General features: G+C 65.3%; 15 protein-coding genes. 7 read left to right on the top strand and 8 right to left on the bottom strand.

The window, feature by feature from the left end:
• Positions 1–47: 47 nt before the first annotated feature.
• From AAFN46_RS10480 to AAFN46_RS10470, 3 genes are all read right to left on the bottom strand, one after another.
• Entirely contained in the window at positions 48–353 is a 306-nt protein-coding gene (locus tag AAFN46_RS10480; protein ID WP_347808632.1) for a helix-turn-helix transcriptional regulator, read from the bottom strand.
• 126 nt (positions 354–479) lie between these two features.
• Positions 480–650 carry a rubredoxin gene (locus AAFN46_RS10475; protein ID WP_347808631.1) on the bottom strand — a complete coding sequence of 57 codons (171 nt, stop codon included), beginning with the start codon at positions 648–650 and terminating at the stop codon, positions 480–482.
• Positions 647–1807 carry an alkane 1-monooxygenase gene (locus AAFN46_RS10470; protein WP_347808630.1) on the bottom strand — a complete coding sequence of 387 codons (1161 nt, stop codon included), beginning with the start codon at positions 1805–1807 and terminating at the stop codon, positions 647–649. Before AAFN46_RS10470 ends, AAFN46_RS10475 begins: the two co-directional genes overlap by 4 nt.
• 122 nt (positions 1808–1929) lie before the next feature.
• Here AAFN46_RS10470 and AAFN46_RS10465 point away from each other — a divergent pair, with 122 nt between their 5' ends.
• A complete protein-coding gene (locus AAFN46_RS10465) occupies positions 1930–2955 on the top strand; it encodes an AraC family transcriptional regulator (protein ID WP_347808629.1) in 1026 nt (341 codons plus the stop codon).
• Positions 2952–3554, top strand: a complete 603-nt coding sequence (locus AAFN46_RS10460; protein WP_347808628.1) for an ACP phosphodiesterase — start codon at positions 2952–2954, stop codon at positions 3552–3554. Before AAFN46_RS10465 ends, AAFN46_RS10460 begins: the two co-directional genes overlap by 4 nt.
• Here the strand turns inward: AAFN46_RS10460 and AAFN46_RS10455 are convergent.
• Together AAFN46_RS10455 and AAFN46_RS10450 are read right to left on the bottom strand one after the other, a co-directional pair.
• Positions 3513–3701: a hypothetical protein gene (locus AAFN46_RS10455; protein ID WP_347808627.1), complete on the bottom strand. Its 189-nt coding sequence runs from the start codon at positions 3699–3701 to the stop codon at positions 3513–3515. The two genes, AAFN46_RS10460 and AAFN46_RS10455, sit on opposite strands and share 42 nt — an antisense overlap.
• A gap of 67 nt (positions 3702–3768) precedes the next feature.
• A complete protein-coding gene (locus AAFN46_RS10450; RefSeq protein WP_347808626.1) occupies positions 3769–7656 on the bottom strand; it encodes a PAS domain S-box protein in 3888 nt (1295 codons plus the stop codon).
• A 229-nt stretch (positions 7657–7885) separates the two neighbouring features.
• Between AAFN46_RS10450 and AAFN46_RS10445 the strand changes: the two genes are divergently transcribed.
• Together AAFN46_RS10445 and AAFN46_RS10440 are read left to right on the top strand one after the other, a co-directional pair.
• On the top strand, positions 7886–8152 hold the full coding sequence (locus AAFN46_RS10445) for a PepSY domain-containing protein (protein WP_347808625.1): 267 nt from the start codon (positions 7886–7888) through the stop codon (positions 8150–8152).
• A 3-nt stretch (positions 8153–8155) separates the two neighbouring features.
• The gene (locus AAFN46_RS10440) at positions 8156–8683 is read left to right on the top strand and encodes a cytochrome b/b6 domain-containing protein (protein ID WP_347808624.1); all 528 of its coding nucleotides are present in this window, start codon (positions 8156–8158) and stop codon (positions 8681–8683) included.
• A gap of 18 nt (positions 8684–8701) precedes the next feature.
• Here AAFN46_RS10440 and AAFN46_RS10435 read toward each other — a convergent pair whose 3' ends face one another.
• On the bottom strand, positions 8702–9364 hold the full coding sequence (locus tag AAFN46_RS10435; RefSeq protein WP_347808623.1) for a TetR/AcrR family transcriptional regulator: 663 nt from the start codon (positions 9362–9364) through the stop codon (positions 8702–8704).
• Between the two features lie 231 nt (positions 9365–9595).
• Positions 9596–10516 carry a LysR family transcriptional regulator gene (locus AAFN46_RS10430; protein WP_347808622.1) on the bottom strand — a complete coding sequence of 307 codons (921 nt, stop codon included), beginning with the start codon at positions 10514–10516 and terminating at the stop codon, positions 9596–9598.
• Between the two features lie 108 nt (positions 10517–10624).
• Here AAFN46_RS10430 and AAFN46_RS10425 point away from each other — a divergent pair, with 108 nt between their 5' ends.
• The 3 genes from AAFN46_RS10425 to AAFN46_RS10415 all read left to right on the top strand — a co-directional run bounded on the left by AAFN46_RS10425 (position 10625) and on the right by AAFN46_RS10415 (position 14696).
• The gene (locus tag AAFN46_RS10425) at positions 10625–11971 is read left to right on the top strand and encodes an aspartate aminotransferase family protein (RefSeq protein ID WP_347808621.1); all 1347 of its coding nucleotides are present in this window, start codon (positions 10625–10627) and stop codon (positions 11969–11971) included.
• A 112-nt stretch (positions 11972–12083) separates the two neighbouring features.
• The gene (locus tag AAFN46_RS10420) at positions 12084–13586 is read left to right on the top strand and encodes a CoA-acylating methylmalonate-semialdehyde dehydrogenase (RefSeq protein ID WP_347808620.1); all 1503 of its coding nucleotides are present in this window, start codon (positions 12084–12086) and stop codon (positions 13584–13586) included.
• 336 nt (positions 13587–13922) lie between these two features.
• Positions 13923–14696, top strand: coding sequence for a gamma-glutamyl-gamma-aminobutyrate hydrolase family protein (locus tag AAFN46_RS10415; RefSeq protein ID WP_347808619.1), 774 nt, complete (start codon positions 13923–13925; stop codon positions 14694–14696).
• 64 nt (positions 14697–14760) lie between these two features.
• Here AAFN46_RS10415 and AAFN46_RS10410 read toward each other — a convergent pair whose 3' ends face one another.
• Positions 14761–16173, bottom strand: a complete 1413-nt coding sequence (locus AAFN46_RS10410) for a hypothetical protein (RefSeq protein WP_347808618.1) — start codon at positions 16171–16173, stop codon at positions 14761–14763.
• Positions 16174–16419: the final 246 nt, after the last annotated feature.

Raw genomic sequence — 16419 nt, 5'->3', positions numbered from 1 at the left:
GAAGCGTCTGCGGCATGGGCCGGCTCCTGAAGCGATGGCGGATGGGTTCAGAGTTGCTGGTCGAGGTCGTTGAGGAAGGCCCGGATGACTTCCTCGTTGCGTTTGAAGAAGCTCCACTGGCCGACCTTGCGACTGCTCACCAGGCCGGCGCGCTGCAGGGTCGCCAGATGTACCGAGACGCTCGACTGGGACAGGCCGCAGCGCGCGAACTTGCCGGCGCACACGCCTAACTCCAGCGGGTGCTGCTGGTCGGCGAAGTGCTTCTCCGGCTCCTTCAGCCACTGCAGGATCTCGCGCCGCACCGGGTGGGCGAGGGCCTTGATGATCTCGTCGAGGTCGATGGGGTCGTGCATGGCGGCGTCTTGCGTATCGGATTGAGGCGAACTCTATATCGGGTCGTCCCGATATACAGATCGTTTGTGCCGATAGTTTTCATCGACGGCTCTGATGCGAGGCGCCGCCCCGTCTGGGGCGGGCGACTAGTCCTGCGCGAGGGGCTCGAAATCCTCCTTCACCCGCACCGCGCAGTCCGGGCAGGCGAAGTCGTCCGGCAGGTTGTCCCAGGGTGTGCCCGGCGCATAACCCTGGTGCGGCTCGCCCAGGGCTTCGTCGTAGCAGTAGCCACACTCGGGGCAGCGGTAGCGGCTCATGCGCCATGCTCGCGCAGGCCGTAACGCCGCATCAGCGCTGCGCGCCGCCCGGGCATGAAGTTGATCCGTGTGGCATCGCCCTGCACGGCCTCGATCAGGCGCGGGTTCATCAGGCGGAACCACAGTGGCGGCACATAGGCCAGCAGGTACATGCCGAAGTAGCCGCTGGGCAGGCGCGGCAGGTCGGGGAAGTTGCGCAGCGACTGGTAGCGCCGGGTCGGGTGGGCATGGTGGTCGGAATGGCGCTGCAGGTGGAACAGCGCCCAGTTGGAGAACAGGTGGTTGCTGTTCCACGAGTGGTGCGGCTGGCACACTTCGTAGCGGCCGTTGTCCAGCTTGCGCCGTAACAGCCCGTAGTGCTCCAGGTAATTGGCCGAGGTCAGCTGGAAGGCTCCCCAGAAGGCGCTCAGCGCCAGGAATGGCAGGAGCTGCCAGCCCAGCGTCGCGATCAGCGCGGCATACAGCGCCAGGCTGATCAGCGCCGTGTGCAGCACTTCGTTGGCGGGGCTCCAGGGGCCCTTGCCGCAGCGTGCCAGGCGTTCCTTCTCCAGCCGCCAGGCGCGGGCGAAACCGCCCGGCATCTCGCGCAGCAGGAAGCGGTAGATCGACTCGCCCATGCGCGAGGAGGCCGGGTCCGCCGGGGTGGCCACGTCGCGGTGGTGGCCGCGATTGTGCTCGATATAGAAGTGCCCGTAGCAGGCCAGGCTCAGCGCCAGCTTGGCCAGCCAACGCTCCAGCGCGCTCTTCTTGTGGCCCATCTCGTGGCCCAGATTGATGGCGAAACCGAGGCCTCCGCCGGTGTTGATGACCATCGCCAGCAGGCCTAGCCAGCTCAGCGGCTGGCTGGCGACGAAGGCGCAGATGGCGATGAACGAGGCCCACAGCACCGGCACCAGCAAGTAGGTGATCCAGCGGTAGTAGGGATCGGCCTCCAGCGCCGGCACCTCGGACTCGGGCGGATTGCTCGGGTCCTCGCCGAGCAGCGCATCCAGCAGCGGGATGCCGAAGTAGAAGAACAGCGGTGACAGCCACAGCCAGAGTTCGTCCGGCGAGACCAGCAGGTACAGGGCCGGGCCGAACAGGGCGAGGCTGGGGGCGAACAGCGACAGCAGCCACAGCGGGCGCTTGCGGTCGCGATAGGGCAGGGCGATATCCATGTCGTGCTCTCCGAGGTTCTTCGACCTGGAGCCAGCATGCGCCCCGCCGGTGGCGGGAGTAACCGTTGAGCCGGGCAGAAAATCGTCATATGGTGACAATATCGCCGAGCAGGAAGCCCGTCATGGAACCGAGCAGCCTCTCCCTGCAGCCCTGCCTGCATCCCATCTATGCCCGTCTGCTGTGTGCGGCGCTGCGCCAGCGCGGCTTCGCCGAGGCCGAGATACTGCTCGGTACCGGGCTCGATTGGCAGCAGCTGCACCGCGACAACCGTGCCCTCAACTTCGCCCAGGTGCAGCGCCTGGTGCGTCGCGCCATCGGCTTGACCGACTGTCCCTGGCTGGGCCTGGAGGTCGGCTGCGCCACGCCGGTGTCGGCCCACGGGCCGGTGGGCTACGCCGCGACCCTGTGCCCGGACCTGCGCGGCGTGCTGCAGGTGCTGGAGCGCTTCAGCGTGCTGCGGCTGTCTGCCTTGCACCTGAGCAGCCGTGCCGAAGGCGAGCGTTACCGGATTCGTGTCGACGAGCTGTTCGACCTGGGCGACGTGCGCGAGCACATCCTCGGCAGCCTGGCCGGCGTCTGCCTGCGCCTGCTGGAGGCCGTGTGCGGAGCCCTGCCGCCGGGGCGCCTGGAATTCGCCTTCCCCTTCGCCGAGCCGCCTTGGGGCGCCCGCTACCGCGAGCTGCTGGGGCCGGCCGTGAGCTTTGGCGCCGAGGCCTTCGGCGTCTGCCTGCCGCTGGAGTGGCTCGACCGCCCCAGCCTGAGCGCCGACCCGCAGGCCGCGCGTACCGCCCTGCGCGACTGCGAGCACCAGTTGCTGGGCACGCGGCACGGCGGCGACTGGACCGCCAAGGTGCAGCTGCGCCTGCTGGCCTGCAGCGGCGGCTACCCGACCCTGGAACAGCTGGCCGAGGAGTTCCACCTGTCCGAGCGTACCCTGATCCGCCGCCTGCGCGAGGAGGGCGTGCACTACCAGCAACTGCTCGACGAGGTGCGCCAGGAGCTGGCCTGCTGGCTGTTGCAGAACACCCGCCTGAGCGTGGAGGCGGTGGCCGAGCGCCTGGGCTACCGCGACACCAGCAACTTCAGCCGCACCTTCCGCCGCTGGCTGGGCATGACGCCCAATGCCTGGCGCAAGGAGGCCGCATGAACTATCTGGCCCATCTTCACCTCGGCGGCGACAGCCCGGCCCAGTTGCTCGGCAGCCTCTATGGCGACTTCGTCAAGGGGCCGCTGGCGGGCCGCTTCGCGCCCGACATCGAGGCGGCCATTCGCCTGCACCGGCGCATCGACGCCTTCACCGACCGCCATCCGCTGGTCGAGCGGGCGCGGGCGCGCTTCCCCGCCGAGCGGCGGCGCACCTCGGGCATTCTCCTCGACCTGTTCTTCGACCATTGCCTGGCGCGCGACTGGGCGCAGTTCGCCGACGAGCCGCTGGCGGGCTTTACCGCGCGGGTCTACCGGCTGCTGGCCGCGCAGCCCGAACTGCCGGAGCGGCTGGCCAGCATCGCGCCGCGCATGGCGGCGCAGGACTGGCTGGGCAGCTACCGTGACTTCGCCGTGCTGGAGCAGGTGCTGGGCGGCATGAGCCGGCGCCTGTCGCGGCCGCAGCTGCTGGCCGGCGCCATGGGCGAGCTGGAGCGCTTGTACCGGCCGCTCAGCGCGGACTTTCGGGCCTTCTATCCCGAGCTGCAGGCGTTCGTCGCCTCAGCCGGGGCTGCGGATCGCTGGCGCTGCGCGCCGGGGTAGGGCGTGCGGGGCCCCGATACGGCTTCGCAGGATAGCGACGAACTCCCGAGCCTCGCGCTCGCTGCGGAAACTCACGCCGTGCCGATCCAGGCAGACCTGCCAGCGCACTCCTGCACCGGTCGTCAATTCGCGGATATGGATATCCATGGCAGACCTCCTGCGGAAATCGGAGTCTGCAGTGTAGAGCGGCACGGTGGCGCCGCCATGATCTGGATCAACCGACCGACTGATGGTCGCTGCGCAGCCAGTGCACCAGCTGCACGGCGCTCAGCGGGCGGCTGAACAGGTAGCCCTGGCACTGCTCGCAACCCAGCTGGCGCAGGGCGTGCAGCTGCTCGGCGGTCTCCACGCCCTCGGCCAGCACGCGCAGTTTAAGGTTGCGCGCCAGGCCGATGATGGTGGCGACTATCTCCAGGTTGGCCTGGTCCTCGGGCACGCCGCGCAGGAAGCTCTGGTCGATCTTCAGCTTGTCCAGCGGGAAGCGGCGCAGGTAGGCCAGCGAGGAGTAGCCGGTGCCGAAGTCGTCGATCGCCAGCTTCAGGCCCAGGTCCTTGAGCGCGGCCAGGCTGGCCTGGGCCTGCTCGACGTTGTCGATCAGCGCGCCCTCGGTGATTTCCAGTTCCAGGTACTCGGCCGGCAGGCCGCTGTCGGCCAGGGCCTCGCGCACCTGTGACTGCAGGTCGGCCTGGCGGAACTGGCGCGGCGACAGGTTGACCGCCAGGGTCTGCAACGGCAGGCCCTGCTGGCGCCAGAACTGCATCTGCCGGCAGGCCTCGCGCAGCACCCAGGTGCCGATCGGCACGATCAGTCCGGTGTCCTCGGCCAGCGGGATGAACTGCGCCGGCGACACCATGCCCTCGCTGCTGTTCCAGCGCAGCAGGGCCTCGACGCCGACGGGGGTGCCGCGCACGGCATCCATCAGCGGCTGATAGTGCAGGACGAATTCGCCGCGCTTGAGCGCCTGGCGCAGGCGCCCCTCCAGGCTCAGACGGGTGTGCGCCTGGTGGGTCAGGCCCTGGGTATAGAAGCGGTAGGTGCTGCGGCCCTCCTGCTTGGCCTGGTGCAGCGCGCTGTCGGCGTTGCGCAGCAGGTCGTCGCTGGACAGGCCGTCGTCCGGATACAGGCTGATGCCGATGCTGGCGCTCAGGTAGGCCTCGCGCCCGCCGCCCTCCAGCGGCAGCGGCCGCTCCAGCAGCTCGATCAGGCTGCGCGCGATGTTGGCCGCCTCCTCGGGGCGCTGCAGGTTCTCCAGCACCACCAGGAACTCGTCGCTGCCCAGCCGGGCCAGGGTGTCCTCGTTGCGCAGGCGCTTCTGCAGGCGCCGCGCCACGGTCACCAGCAGGTTGTCGCCGACCTTGTGGCCGAGGCTCTCGTTGATGGTCTTGAAGTTGTCCAGGTCGAAGAACAACACCGCCACCCGCTCGTTGTGCCGTTGCGCGTGTTCCAGGGCGTGGCCCAGGCGCTCCATGGCGAACAGCCGGTTGGGCAGGTCGGTGAGGGTGTCGAAGTGTGCCAGGTGGGCCAGGCGCTCCTGGCTGTCACGGTACTGGCTGAGGTCGCTGAAGATCAGCACGTACTGGTCGCAGCCGCGCACTTTGCTGATGCTGAGCCAGAAGGGGAAGCGCGAGCCGTCCGCGCGCCGGCTGCTCAGCTCGCCCTGCCAGTGGCCGTTGTCCTGCACCTTGCGCCACAGGGTGCGGTAGCGCGCGCGGTCCAGCTCGTTGCTCGGCAGCAGGTTGTGCAGGCGCCGGCCCAGCACCTGTTGCCCATCGATCCCGGTGAGGCTGGCGAAGGCCGGGTTGCAGGTGAGGATGCGCCGCCGGCCGTCGACCACCAGTACGCCCTCCTGGGTGCTCTCGAACACCGTGGCGGCCTGGCGCAGGGCCTGCTCCTGCTGCTTGCGCAGGCCGATGTCCTCCAGCACCGAGATGAAGTAGTGCGGCTCGCCGTTGGTGTGGCGCACCAGGGTGGCGCTGAGGTTGGCCCAGAGGATGCTGCCGTCGCGGCGCAGATAGCGCTTCTCCAGGTTCAGGCGGTTGATCTCGCCGGCCAGCAGTTGGTGGGTCAGCTGCAGGTCGAGGTCCAGGTCGTCCGGGTGGGTGATGTCCTGGAAGGTCAGCTTGATCAGTTCCTCGCGCGGGTAGCCGAGCATCTGGCACAGGCGCTGGTTGACCCGTAGCCAGTGGCCGTCCGGGGCCAGGTGGGCGATGCCCACGGCGGCCTGCTCGAAGGTGGCGCGAAAGCGCAGCTCGCTCTGCAGGCGTTCGGCGTCGCGCTGCTGCTGGCGCACGGCGAGGCCGGCCAGACGGGTGAATTCGACCACCAGGGCGATGTCCTGCGGGGTCGGGCGCATGGCCCGACGGTGATAGATGCCGAACACCCCGAGCACTTCGTTCTGGTCGTTCTTGAACGGCAGCGACCAGCAGGCGCGCAGCCCGGCCTGCTCGGCGGCCTCGCGGTAGTCGGCCCAGGAGGGGTGCGCGCGGATGTCCTCGACCACGGCCAGCTCGCCGCTGGCGGCGGCCTGGCCGCAGCTGCCGACGCCGAGTCGGGCGGGGCAGCCGTCGATCTGTTCGAGATAGTGCTTGGTCAGGCTGGGCGCGGCCAGCACGCGCAGGCGGCCCTGCTCCAGCAGCATGATCGAGACCAGTATCTCCGGGCTGATCTGCTCCAGGCGGCGGGCCATGTCGCCCAGGCTCTCCTGCAGCGGGCGCTGCGCCAGCATGCGGTCCAGCACGGCGTTGCGCGCCTCCTGCAGGGCCTGGCTGCGGCGCCGCTCCTGGATGTCGGCGAGGCTGCCGCGCAGGCCCTGGTCGTGCTGTTCGGCGGCGGCCAGGCGCAGCGCCACCCAGTGCTGGCGGCCATGGGCGTCGCGCAGGCGCAGCTCGCCGACCCAGCCGCGCACCTGGTGCGCCAGGATGGCGGCGATCTGCTGGGCCACCTGTTCGCGGTAATCGTCCTCGATGAAGTCCAGCAGCTGCTGGCCCAGGCTCTCCTGGATGCTGTAGCCGGTGATGGTCTGCCAGGCCGGGTTGACGAAGCTCAGCCGGCCGCCGCCGTCGACCAGGAAGATCGCCTCGTGCAGCTGCTCGACCAGGTCGCGGTAGCGCGCCTCGCTGCTTTCCAGCTGGCGGTGGGTCTGGTGTTGCTGGCCCAGGTCGATGTCGACGCAGTACATCTCCAGCTGGCCGCGGGTGTTGTGCAGCAGCAGGTGGCTGGAGTAGACGTGCACTTCGCTGCCGTCGCGGTGCTGCAGGGTCAGCTCGGCGGCGGGGATGGCCGGGCCGCCGATCATCCACGAGCCGATGTCGCTCACCACTTGGGCGCGCAGCGGCGGCGGGATGATCAGCTCCTCCAGGCGCCGGCCCATGGCCTCGGCCACGCTGTAGCCGTACAGCTGGGTGCTGGCCTGGTTCCAGAAGATCACCCGGCGCTCGCGGTCGTAGCCCTGCACGGCGATGCGCGGGGTCTGCTCGAACAGCTGGCGGAAGCGTTGTTCGCTCTCGCGCAGGGCCTGTTCGTCGCGCTTCTGCCCGCTGATGTTCTGCACGCTGCCGTGCGCCTGGCCGGTGCCCCCGAGGCTGCCGCGCAGCATCAGCCACACCGGCGGCTGGTCGCCGGGGCGATTGAGGCGGGCATTGACCAGCAGTGGCGCGCCGCTGTCGAGCATGGCCTGCACGGCGCGTTGCACGGCGTTGCGGTCGGCCGGGTGGAGCCAGGTGTAGAGGTCGTCCAGGCTGCCGGTATTGTCGCAGTCGGGGCGCTCGAGCAGGCGCAGGGCCTCGCCCGACCAGTGCAGCTGGCCGTCATAGCTCCAGGTGCCGAGTCCTGCATCGTGCTGCGCCTGGTGCATCCGCAGCAGGCGCTGGCGCAGCTCCTGCTCGAGCTGTTGCAGTTGACGCTGCTCGTGACGGCACAGGAAGAGGATCAGCAGGGCGCTGAGCAGCACGAAGAACAGGCCCTTGAAGGTCTGCAGCCGGGCGATCAGCCCGGCGTCCTGCACCAGCGCCTGCAGCAGGTTGTCGCTCGACAGTATCCAGACGACGCTGAAGGCGAGGTAGATGCCGGCCACGCGCAGTGGCCGAGTGAGGCTGGGCTTCATCCTGAATCCCTCGGCTGTCCGATGGATAGGCCCGGACCACGGCCGCCGTGCCCGGGTCACCTGCAGTCTAGTCGGCCGGCCGCGGGCAGCCCTGCCAGCCGACGAACGTCTGCCCAGGTGGCTCTGGCATTCTCCAGCGCTGCAGCATGCAGGCAGCGGGCGGAGGCTCTGCTAAGCTGCGCGCGCCGGTCCGCGCCGGTCCACCCACTTGCAATCGAGGAGTCTCACCATGCGCAAACTGCTGCTTCTCTCCCTGGTCCTGGCCAGCCCCCTGGCCGTCGCCGGCCCCCAGTGCACCACCGCCGACAAGGCGCAGTGGCAGGACCAGGACCAGTTCCAGGAGGCGCTCAAGGCCCAGGGCTACGAAATCAAGAAGTTCAAGATCACCAGCGGCAACTGCTACGAGATCTACGGCTGGGACAAGGACAAGCGCAAGGTGGAAATCTACTTCGATCCGGTGTCCGGCCAGGCGGTGAAGACCGAGATCGAGGGCTGATTCGTGAGCCGCGAGACCCTGCAACTCTGGGACCCGCTGGTGCGCCTGTGCCACTGGTCCCTGGCCGGCACCTTCGTCGCCAACTACTGGTTCACCGAGGCGGGAGACGACTGGCACCGCTGGCTCGGCTACTACGCGGTGGCCTGTCTGGTGCTGCGCCTGTTCTGGGGCTTCGTCGGCCCGACCCCGGCGCGCTGGGCGGACTTCTGGCCGACCCCGGCGCGCCTGCGCGAACACCTGGCGGCGCTGCTCCGGCGGCGCCCCTATCACCGCCTCGGTCACTCGCCGATCGGGGCCCTGGTCATGCTGCTGATGCTGCTGGCGATGCTCGGCCTGGGAGTGACCGGCTTCCTGATGGAGGAGGTGGATTACTTCTGGGGCGAGGACCTGCCGCTGCAGATCCATGAGCTGTTCGCCGACGGCCTGCTGGCGCTGGTCTGCGTGCATGTCACGGCGGCGCTGGTGGAAAGCCTGCGCCTGGGCGAGAACCTGCCGCTGTCGATGATCACCGGGCGCCGCCGGCGGCTCTGAGGGCCCGGTGCGCGGGTTTCAGCCGCGCGCCGGCGGGGTCAGGCCGAGGCCGCCGAGGATCACGCGTTCGAGGTTGCTGGCGGCCTCCTCGAAGTCGGCCTTCTTCAGGCTGCTCTTGCCGGTGAACAGGCAGATCTGGCTGGTGAAGTCGGCATAGTGCTGGGTGCTGCTCCACAGCAGGAACAGCAGGTGCGCCGGGTCCACGTGGGCCATCTTGCCGGCGTCGATCCAGGCCTGGAACACCGCGGTGCGGCCCTGGAACCATTCGTGGTGGTTGTGGCGGTAATGCTCGCTGAGCGCCTGGCCGCCGCCGATCACCTCCATGGCGAAAATGCGCGAGGCCAGCGGCTGGGTGCGCGAGAATTCGACCTTGGCGCGGATGTAGCGCGACAGCGCCTCGGCCGGGTCGTCCTCGGCCGTCATGGCGTCGAGGGCGCTTTCCCACTGGCTGAGGATGTTGTCCAGCACGGCGCTGTACAGGCCCTGCTTGCTGCTGAAGTAGTAGTGCAGGTTGGCCTTGGGCAGCCCCACCGCCTGGGCGATGCTGTTCATGCTGGTGCCCTTGTAGCCGTGGCGGGCGAACTCCACCTCGGCGGCGGCGATGATGGCTTTCTCGTTCTTCTGGCGAATGCGTCCGGCGGGTTTGGCGGTGCTGTTGGCAGGGGCGGAGACTGCAGGCATCGAGGGGGTCCGTACTGATGATCGGGTTTTATAGGCGAACAGATACCCCAGCATGGGTCACGAAACAACCCTCAAGCGTCAAAAACGTGTGCTGATTGAGCCACCCTCAGTCGGGGCCATGGAAAACGGGGCATTTTCGCCAGAAAACCGTCGATGACGCGCCGGTCGTGGCTGCTGGGAAAATGGCGCAAGCCCTTGTGGTACGGGCGTTCCAGCTGTTCGCCGGGGTGCTCAGCCGGTCTTGGCCAGCGCCTCGAGAAAGGTTTCCAGCACCAGCTGCGGGCGCCGCCCCTTGCGCGTCACCGAGGCCAGGGTCAGGTCGTAGAAGCGCGTGGTCGGTTTCAGCGCGCGCAGGCGGCCCTGGTTGACCCAGGCCTCGGCGTAGTGGTCCGGCAGGTAGCCGATATAGCGCCCGGTGAGCAGGAGGAAGGCCATGCCCTCGCGATCCGAGGCACTGGCCGTGCAGTTGAGCACCTGATAGCGCGCCTGGATCTCCGGCGGCAGGCGGAAGGTCGGGGCGATGGCGTCCTGGGCGTTGAGACGCTGGTCGGTGAGCTGGTCGTCGTCCACATAGAACAGGGGATGGCCCACCGCGCAGTACAGCTGCGAGCGTTCGCCGTACAGCGGCTGGTACTCCAGGCCGGAGAGGGCATGGCTCTGCGGCACCACGCCGACGTGCAGGCTGCCGTCCAACACGCCCTGTTCTACCTCCGAGGGCGGCGTCATGCGGATCTGGATGCGCACGTCCGGGCCCTGTTCCTTGAGGCGCGCCAGGGCATAGGTGATGCGCATATGCGGCACGGTGACCAGGTTGTCGGTCAGGCCGATATGCAGCTCGCCGCGCAGCTCGCGGTGCAGGCCGTTGACGTTGTTGCGGAAGCTCTCCAGCGCGCCGAACAGCTGCAGCGACGACTGGTACACCTCGCGGCCCTCGTCGGTCAGGGCGAAGCCGGCGCGGCCGCGCTGGCACAGGCGCAGGCCCAGGCGCTGCTCCAGATCGCTCATCTGCTGGCTGATCGCCGAGCGGCCGATGCCCAGCACGCTCTCCGCGGCGGAGAAACCGCCGCACTCGACCACGCTGCGGAACAGGCGCAGCAGGCGGATATCGAAATCGCTGACCTGGGCCAGCGGGTCGGAACGGCGCGTGCTCATTGTTTAGTAGTGCCTGAACTTAAAGTACGAAGATTTGAATTTTCGTGACTTTATTCCCGTGGCACCTTGGGCCGCAACAACAAACAGGTCCCGCTCACGGAGAGCACCATGAACATGCCGCAGACCGCCACCCCGTCCCTGGCCAGCCAGCTCAAGCTGGACGCCCACTGGATGCCCTTCTCCGCCAACCGCAACTTCAAGCGCGACCCGCGCCTCATCGTCGGCGCCGAAGGCAACATCCTCATCGACGAACATGGCCGCCGCGTGTTCGACAGCCTCTCCGGCCTGTGGACCTGTGGCGCCGGCCACTCGCGCCGCGAAATCCAGGAGGCCGTGGCCAAGCAGCTCGGCACCCTCGACTACTCCCCGGGCTTCCAGTACGGCCACCCGCTGTCGTTCCAGCTGGCCGAGAAGATCGCCGACCTGATGCCGGGCGACCTCAACCACGTGTTCTTCACCGGCTCCGGCTCCGAGTGCGCCGACACCGCGGTGAAAATGGCCAAGGCCTACTGGCGCCTCAAGGGCCAGTCGAGCAAGACCCGCTTCATCGGCCGCGCCCGTGGCTACCACGGCGTCAACATCGCCGGCACCGCGCTGGGCGGCATCGGCGGCAACCGCAAGATGTACGGCCAGCTGATGGACGCCGACCACCTGCCGCACACCCTGCAGCCGGGCATGGCCTTCACCAAGGGCATGGCCGAGACCGGCGGCGTGGAGCTGGCCAACGAGCTGCTCAAGCTGATCGAACTGCACGACGCCTCCAACATCGCCGCCGTCATCGTCGAGCCGGTGTCCGGCTCCGCCGGTGCCATCATCCCGCCCAAGGGCTACCTGCAGCGCCTGCGCGAGATCTGCACCCAGCACAACATCCTGCTGATCTTCGACGAAGTGATCACCGGCTTCGGCCGCATGGGCACCTGGAGCGGCGCGCAGTACTTCGGCGTCACCCCGGACATCATGAACACCGCCAAGCAGATCACCAACGGCGCCATCCCGCTCGGCGCGGTGATCGCCTCGAAGGAGATCTACGACACCTTCATGAACCAGCCGGCGGCCGAACACATGATCGAGTTCACCCACGGCTACACCTACTCCGCGCACCCGGTGGCCTGCGCCGCCGGCCTGGCCACCCTCGACCTGCTGCAGAAGGACGGCCTGATCCAGCAGGCCGCCGAGCTGGCGCCGCAGTTCGAGGAGCTGCTGCACGGCCTCAAGGGCAGCAAGCACGTGGTCGACATCCGCAACTGCGGCCTGGTTGGCGCCGTGCAGATCGCCCCCCGCGACGGCGACGCCGTGGTCCGCCCCTTCGAGGCCGGCATGGCCCTGTGGAAGGCCGGCTTCTACGTGCGCTTCGGCGGCGACTGCCTGCAGTTCGGGCCGACCTTCAACACCAAGCCGGAAGAGCTGCAGCGCCTGTTCAACGCCGTCGGCGAGACCTTGAACAAGCTGGATTGATGCACCGCTTTCACCCCTCTCCCTCCGGGAGAGGGGACCTGATCGAGCACGGTGACAGTCCGCACAGCGACTGCCACCGCCACAGACAAGTTAAGACACGAGAGACAAGTCCATGAGCACTATCGGCCACCTGATCAACGGCGAAATCGTCCACAGCAACGCTCGCACCCAGCCGGTCTACAACCCGTCCATCGGCGAGGCCGTGCGTCAGCTGGAACTGGCCGACCAGGCCACCCTGCGCGCCGCCATCGACAGCGCCCAGGCCGCCTTCCCGGCCTGGCGCAACACCCCGCCGGCCAAGCGCGCGCAGGTGATGTTCCGCTTCAAGCAACTGCTGGAAGCCAACAAGGACGCCATCGTCCAACTGATCAGCGAAGAGCACGGCAAGACCCTCGAAGACGCCGCCGGCGAACTGCAGCGCGGCATCGAGAACGTCGAGTTCGCCTGTGGCGTGCCCGAGCTGCTCAAGGGCGAATACAGCCGCAACGTCGGCCCGAACATCGACAGCTGGAGCGACTTCCAGCCGCTGGGCGTGGTCGCCGGCATCACCCCGTTCAACTTCCCGGCCATGGTGCCGCTGTGGATGTATCCGCTGGCCATCGCCTGCGGCAACTGCTTCATCCTCAAGCCGTCCGAGCGCGACCCCAGCTCGACCCTGATGATCGCCCAGCTGCTGCACGAAGCCGGCCTGCCCAAGGGCGTGCTCAACGTGGTCAACGGCGACAAGGAAGCGGTGGACGCGCTGATCGAGGCCCCCGAGGTCAAGGCCATCAGCTTCGTCGGCTCCACCCCGATCGCCGAATACATCTACACCGAGGCCAACCGTCGCGGTAAGCGCGTGCAGGCCCTGGGTGGCGCCAAGAACCACGCCGTGGTGCTGCCGGACGCCGACCTGGACAACACCGTCAACGCCCTGATGGGCGCCGCCTACGGCTCCTGCGGCGAGCGCTGCATGGCCATCTCGGTGGTCGTTGCGGTGGGCGATCAGGTCGCCGACAAGCTGGTCGAGAAGCTGGTGCCGAAAATCACCGGGCTGAAGATCGGCGCCGGCACCTCCTGCGGCCTGGACATGGGCCCGCTGGTCACCGGCGCCGCGCGCGACAAGGTCAAGGGCTACATCGACAGCGGCGTGGCGCAGGGCGCCAAGCTGGTGGTCGACGGTCGCGGCCTGAGCGTAGCGGGCAACGAGGCCGGCTTCTTCGTCGGCGGCACCCTGTTCGATCACGTCACCAGTGAGATGACCATCTACCAGGAAGAAATCTTCGGCCCGGTACTGTGCATCGTCCGCGTCGGTAGCCTGGAACAGGCGATGAAGCTGATCAACGACCACGAATACGGCAACGGCACCTGCTTGTTCACCCGCGACGGTGAAGCGGCGCGCCTGTTCTGCGACGAGATCGAAGTGGGCATGGTCGGCGTCAACGTGCCGCTGCCGGTGCCGGTGGCCTACCACAGCTTCGGCGGCTGGAAGCGCTCGCTGTTCGGCGACCTGGCAGCCTACGGCCCGGACGGTGTGCGCTTCTACACCAAGCGCAAGACCATCACCCAGCGCTGGCCGCAGCGCGCCACGCACGAGGCGGCGCAATTCGCCTTCCCGAGCAACAGCAACAGCTAAGCGCCAACCAGGGCTGGTCTGCGGACCGGCCCTTTTTTGTGCTGCCTGGCTGGCACAGTGGCCGGGCCGCGCGCTTTGCTCCCTCTCCCGTTCACGGGAGAGGGTTGGGGAGAGGGTGCCTCTACCAGGCCCTCTCCCCCGGCCCCTCTCCCACCAGTGGGAGAGGGGCCTAACCCTGCCGCGCGGGCGCGGCATTGGTGCAGTGAGCCGACAGAGATCGGAACGCGGCACCCCTTGGGTGAGCGGACTCACGATCCCTGTGAACCGCAAGCCCGCTCTCCCAAGGGCAGCCCACTTCAATGACTAGAAGAGGACTCCCTTGAAATGAACAAACCCATGATCGGCCTTCCCCTGTGTCGCTGGCAGCTGACCGACCGCGACATCGGCTGGTTTCATTTGGTGGGCGAGAAATACATCCAGTCCGTCACCGGCTTCGGCGCCTTCCCGCTGATGATCCCGGCCTTTGGCGACGACCTGGACATCGACACCGTGCTCGATAGCGTCTCCGGCATCATGTTCGGCGGCTCGCTGTCCAACGTGCACCCGAGCTTCTACGGCGACGATCACCCGGGCCTGGGCCTGGCCGACAAACCCCGCGACGCCACCGTGCTGCGCCTGATGCGCGCCTGCATCGAGCGTGGCATTCCCTTTCTCGGCATCTGCCGTGGCGTGCAGGAACTCAATGTGCTGTACGGCGGCACCTTGCACCGTGAGGTGCATGAAGTGCCGGGGCGTCTCGACCACCGCGAGCGCAAGGGCGTGCCGGATGACGTGGCCTATGGGCCGATGCACAGCGTGCGCCTGACCGAGGGCGGGGTGTTGCATCGGTTGATTGGCGAGACCGAGATGCAGGTCAACTCGTTGCACGGGCAGGGCATCGACCGGCTCGGTGAGGGGCTACAGGTCGAGGCGGTTTGCGAAGATGGGCAGATCGAGGCGGTTAGCGTGATTGGCGCCAAGGCGTTTGCCGTGGGGGTGCAGTGGCATCCGGAGTATCGGTATTGGGAGAACCCGCAGTACAACGCGCTGATTGGGGCGTTTCATGAGGCGGCGAGGGAGTATCAGGCGAAGAAGATCGAACAGAAAAAAGAGGCCATTGCGGTGGCCTAGTGCGCTAATTCTAATAATGATGGTGCCCACCATTTTACGGGCACCATCATAGTTAAGAATTCAATTAAGCCTTTTTCTTCGATACTCGCTTTCTGGGGGGCTTTGCTCCCTGATTCAGCTCTTTAGTTGGCTCTTCTGTCATAAGCGCAATATCCACATTTTTCATATCGGCTGAGGCCTCTGCCAGATATGAAACTCCATAAATTTCCTCATAGGTTGCATAGAACTGGGGGAGCTCTCTGAATTTATGGAACAAAGGCCATGTATGGTATGAGTGTTGCTGTATTAACTCGCCACTCTTGCCAATGCTGGTCATTAGCTCTGAGGCTTCTTCGAATTTGTCTTGTAATATGCATAAGGCAAGCTTGAAGTCTCTATAGCTTGCTGACCAGTCCAAGGTTCCCAAGAGCTTATATGCGGCGTCTTCTTTGTCGGAAAATTTCAACGCTATTGCGCAGTTTATTACTCGTATTCTGAAATCTACTTCTTTGATGTTTTTTCTCATTGGCTCTGAAAGGGCAAACTCACCGAGTTCAGCCGCAACTTTCCATCTCTTCCCTTCAAGGCAATGATATAAGTTTGAATTGAGAGAATTGTGTAGTTCTTGATGCTCTTTGGGGAAGACTTTGCTCCATAGTGTATGGCAAAGCATATATCCCACTTTTGACATGATTCTTAGTGCTCTGCCGAAATACTCTAAGTCTACTCTTAGTGTGTCACCTATTTTGGGTAGATCTTTGAGAGGCAAGCCTTCGCGCTGACATACAGCAAGATACTGTTCGCTTACAACTCCGTCGTTGTGAGTGAATAGATTTCTTCGTTGGCTTAATTCAATGAACTCGCCCCATTCTGGAAATTTTCGAAGTGTGAGGTTAAATTTTCGTTCTAATTGTGCAAATTGCTCGACATAGCTATCTCTCCTGAAAGTTTCGATTTCCTTCTCTAACATTACCTTTTTGACGCACTCCAGGTCTTCAAAGTCAAGTAATTCGGCTAGCGATATTTCTCGCGAAATCCCCTTGAAAAGATCGCTGTTTCTCAAATAAATAGCTTTTATCAGTGCTCCGGTAAATGCATCAAATTCGCAGAACATTTGCATAAAGAGACTTCTTGCGAGTGTTGGTAGTGCCTTGTTGCTTCGAAGTTCTTCAATTTTCTTTACGGTGGATGTGAATTCGGCGTAGCCATGAGCGGAATCAATAACTACCTCGTATTCGTTGTTGTCGTTTTTTTTCTTTGGTGCAAATCGCTGAAGTTCTTTGTTTAATTTTTTTGCTTCATTGGATATCCATTTTGCGAGGTGGGGCATCACTATGTTAATAGTTTGTCCGATATTTCTAAGTGACGACAAATATTCGGCTACGACTTCTTCCAGTGGATGCCTAGGCTGCTCTAATTTGTTGTTGGTTTCTGTTGATGGTTCCTTGGGTTTTGTGGGGCTGGGTTTTTCGTCAGGGAGATTTGCTATTTCATTCATTCAGATGGCCTTCGTTTCTGGCATGGTTTTGCCTGGGAGAAATGGTTCAGGATTATTTTTATAGCCTATGAATTAGTACGTAATTCGTATATTCGTAGGGTGGCGGCGCTATTTGTCCAGCATCTAGGGAAATTCTGAAGAAGACTTCCCGAATCTGGTGAAATACGCCGATCCCGTTGCCCGAGTTTCCCGATGAAGCAGATGACCTTCGCCGATGCCGAGTACGCCGGCAAGCGCAAGCAGACC

The sequence above is a fragment of the Pseudomonas sp. CAU 1711 genome, assembly GCF_039888625.1.
Classification (GTDB): domain Bacteria; phylum Pseudomonadota; class Gammaproteobacteria; order Pseudomonadales; family Pseudomonadaceae; genus Aquipseudomonas.
Note: the sequence above shows the minus strand (reverse complement) of the source record. Positions and strands in the feature narration are given on the sequence as shown.

Bases quoted from the DNA above. Each gene is read 5' to 3' on its own strand.
- AAFN46_RS10480 (WP_347808632.1), bottom strand. From the start codon at position 353: ATGCACGACCCCATCGACCTCGACGAGATCATCAAGGCCCTCGCCCAC.
- AAFN46_RS10475 (WP_347808631.1), bottom strand. From the start codon at position 650: ATGAGCCGCTACCGCTGCCCCGAGTGTGGCTACTGCTACGACGAAGCC.
- AAFN46_RS10470 (WP_347808630.1), bottom strand. From the start codon at position 1,807: ATGGATATCGCCCTGCCCTATCGCGACCGCAAGCGCCCGCTGTGGCTG.
- AAFN46_RS10465 (WP_347808629.1), top strand. From the start codon at position 1,930: ATGGAACCGAGCAGCCTCTCCCTGCAGCCCTGCCTGCATCCCATCTAT.
- AAFN46_RS10460 (WP_347808628.1), top strand. From the start codon at position 2,952: ATGAACTATCTGGCCCATCTTCACCTCGGCGGCGACAGCCCGGCCCAG.
- AAFN46_RS10455 (WP_347808627.1), bottom strand. From the start codon at position 3,701: ATGGATATCCATATCCGCGAATTGACGACCGGTGCAGGAGTGCGCTGG.
- AAFN46_RS10450 (WP_347808626.1), bottom strand. From the start codon at position 7,656: ATGAAGCCCAGCCTCACTCGGCCACTGCGCGTGGCCGGCATCTACCTC.
- AAFN46_RS10445 (WP_347808625.1), top strand. From the start codon at position 7,886: ATGCGCAAACTGCTGCTTCTCTCCCTGGTCCTGGCCAGCCCCCTGGCC.
- AAFN46_RS10435 (WP_347808623.1), bottom strand. From the start codon at position 9,364: ATGCCTGCAGTCTCCGCCCCTGCCAACAGCACCGCCAAACCCGCCGGA.
- AAFN46_RS10430 (WP_347808622.1), bottom strand. From the start codon at position 10,516: ATGAGCACGCGCCGTTCCGACCCGCTGGCCCAGGTCAGCGATTTCGAT.
- AAFN46_RS10425 (WP_347808621.1), top strand. From the start codon at position 10,625: ATGAACATGCCGCAGACCGCCACCCCGTCCCTGGCCAGCCAGCTCAAG.
- AAFN46_RS10420 (WP_347808620.1), top strand. From the start codon at position 12,084: ATGAGCACTATCGGCCACCTGATCAACGGCGAAATCGTCCACAGCAAC.
- AAFN46_RS10415 (WP_347808619.1), top strand. From the start codon at position 13,923: ATGATCGGCCTTCCCCTGTGTCGCTGGCAGCTGACCGACCGCGACATC.
- AAFN46_RS10410 (WP_347808618.1), bottom strand. From the start codon at position 16,173: ATGAATGAAATAGCAAATCTCCCTGACGAAAAACCCAGCCCCACAAAA.